The organism is Luteitalea sp., from assembly GCA_009377605.1.
Taxonomy (GTDB): Bacteria; Acidobacteriota; Vicinamibacteria; order Vicinamibacterales; family Vicinamibacteraceae; genus WHTT01.
The window spans coordinates 1-2262 of the sequence record WHTT01000197.1 but is presented as its reverse complement, the minus strand read 5'-3'; the positions used below and the strand labels follow the sequence as shown (position 1 = coordinate 2262).

At 62.5% G+C, this 2262-nt stretch carries 4 protein-coding genes; all 4 read right to left on the bottom strand.

Annotation, left to right across the window (positions count from 1 at the left end; translation table 11 throughout):
• Nucleotides 1-111 (bottom strand): NADH-quinone oxidoreductase subunit K (locus GEV06_28445; protein ID MPZ21781.1); only part of this gene is annotated, 111 nt, incomplete at its 3' end.
• Between the two features lie 22 nt (nucleotides 112-133).
• A complete protein-coding gene (locus GEV06_28440; GenBank protein ID MPZ21780.1) occupies nucleotides 134-649 on the bottom strand; it encodes an NADH-quinone oxidoreductase subunit J in 516 nt (171 codons plus the stop codon).
• A 68-nt stretch (nucleotides 650-717) separates the two neighbouring features.
• Nucleotides 718-1749 (bottom strand): NADH-quinone oxidoreductase subunit NuoH, encoded by a 1032-nt coding sequence (gene nuoH, locus GEV06_28435; GenBank protein ID MPZ21779.1) that lies wholly within the window; start codon nucleotides 1747-1749, stop codon nucleotides 718-720.
• A 79-nt stretch (nucleotides 1750-1828) separates the two neighbouring features.
• Nucleotides 1829-2262: NADH-quinone oxidoreductase subunit F (locus GEV06_28430; GenBank protein MPZ21778.1), on the bottom strand; the 434-nt coding region annotated here is incomplete at its 5' end.

The following is a 2262-nucleotide window of genomic DNA, read 5'->3' as shown; positions in this document are numbered from 1 at the left end:
GATCTCGATCGACAACAGCAGCGTGATGACGTTCCGCCGGAGGAACACGCCGGATGTGCCGATCGCGAATAGCAGCGCGGAGAGGATCAGGTAATGGTCAAGTGTCACCATCTCAGGTTACCAAGCACCAGCGTTACACCTTCCGCTTCGCTAACACCACGGCACCGAGCATGGCGACGAGAATCAGGACGGAGGTGACCTCGAAGGCGAACGCGTACTCCGTGAAGAGCACTCGCCCAATCTCGCGGACCGAGGACACCATCTCAGCGCTGGCAGCCTCTTTCTCGACCGCCGGCCGACCAACGCGCGCGACCGCCCACGCGAGCTCGACCAGCAGCACCAGCGCCAGCAGGCATCCGCTCACCTTCACGCCAACCGGCACCGGCGCGCGCGCACGGGGATCATCGTCTTCATGGGACGCGTTGAGCAGCATCACGACGAAGAGAAACAGCACCATGATGGCGCCGGCGTAGATGATGATCTGCGCCACTGCGGCAAACGGCGAATCGAGCTGCACATAGAGCGCGGCGAGCGCGCCGAACGACAGGATGAGGAACAGCACGCTGTGCATCGGGTTACGCTGCCCGATCACGCCAAGCGACGCGCCGACCATAATCAGCGCAAAGAGATAAAACAACCAGATGTCCACGTTCGTCCTTTAGAGCCCTCACATGCCGACCGCTCGCACCTCGTATCTCGCACCTCGTACCTTGAACCTTACCCCTCCAACCACACGACCAGCCCCGCCACTGCTAACAGGTTGACCGTGGCCACGGGCAACAGCACCTTCCACCCGAACGTCATGAGTTGGTCGTAGCGATATCGCGGGAGCGTCCAACGCATCCAAATGTAGAAGAACAGCAGGAACCCGACCTTGATCAAGAACCACACCCAGCCGAGCCACTCCGGCGTCACCCCAAACGGATCGAACCAGCCGCCGAGAAACAGGCTCACTGCCACGGCCGAGACCGTGACCATGTTCACGTACTCGGCCAAGAAGAAGAGCGCGAAGCTCATGCTGCTGTACTCGGTGTGGTAGCCAGCCACCAGCTCCTGCTCCGCCTCTGGGAAGTCGAACGGCGCGCGGTTGGTCTCAGCAACGCCGGCAATCATATACACGATGAACCCGACCGGCACGAGAAACACGTGCCATTTCGGGATCACGCCGAACCAGTGCCCCGCCTGGCTCTCGACGATCTCACGCAGTGACAAGGAGTTGGCCAGCACCAGCACCGACGCGAGCGCCAGCGCGTACGAGAGCTCGTAGCTGATCATCTGTGCCGAGCTCCGCAGGCCGCCGAGGAGCGAGTATTTCGAGTTCGAGCTCCAGCCGGCGAGCACGATCCCGTACACGCCCATCGATGTGATCGCAAAGACCACGAGCAACGCCACGTTGACGTCCGCCACCTGCAAGCGAATCGGCTCGTCGAGCAACCCAAAGAGCGTTGTCTCGTCCCCGAACGGCACGACCGCGAACGCCGCGAATGCCGCCGTCGCGGACAGGATCGGCGCCAGGTAGAAGAGCCACGGATCCGCCGCTTTCGGCCGGAGCTCCTCCTTGAACAGCAACTTGACGATATCGGCAAGTGGCTGGAGCACACCGCGCGGCCCCACGCGGTACGGCCCAAGGCGCTGCTGTGCCCACGCAGCGATCTTGCGTTCGAAATAGACGAGGACGGCCGCCGAAATCTGCAACGCGAAGAAGATGGCGCCGATGAGAATGAGATGGGCAATGAGGGCCGGATTCATATCTCGGTCACAGACGGGTGCTCGACATCAGCGAAACGACAGCTTGACGATGCGTGAGAACGGTGCGGTAGGGCGCGGCTCAATGCGCCGCAATCAGCTCCTCCTCCGCGCGCCACGCGGCGAGCGGTGGCCGCCCCGCGCGGACGTGCGCCTCGTATTCTTCGCGAAAGTGTTGCAAGGTACTCACGACCGGCGGCACCACCGCGTCGCCAAACGGGCAAAGTGTCTTGCCACCGATGTTGTCCGCAACGCTGAACAGCAGGTCGAGGTCACGTAACTCCCCTTCCCCGCGCTCGATCTTGGAAAGGATCTTGTAGAGCCAGTCGGTGCCCTCGCGGCACGGCGTGCACTTGCCACACGATTCGTGCTCATAGAAGTGGAGCAGGTTCTTCGCGACCCACACCATGCTCGTCGTCTCATCCATGACGATGAGGCCGGCGGAGCCGAGCATGGAACCGGCCTGCACCAAGCCGTCGAAGCTCGCCTGCACGTCGATCTTGTCCGCGGGCAGCA

Coding starts and splice junctions, on each gene's coding strand:
- nuoH (MPZ21779.1), bottom strand. CDS start 1,749: ATGAATCCGGCCCTCATTGCCCATCTCATTCTCATCGGCGCCATCTTC.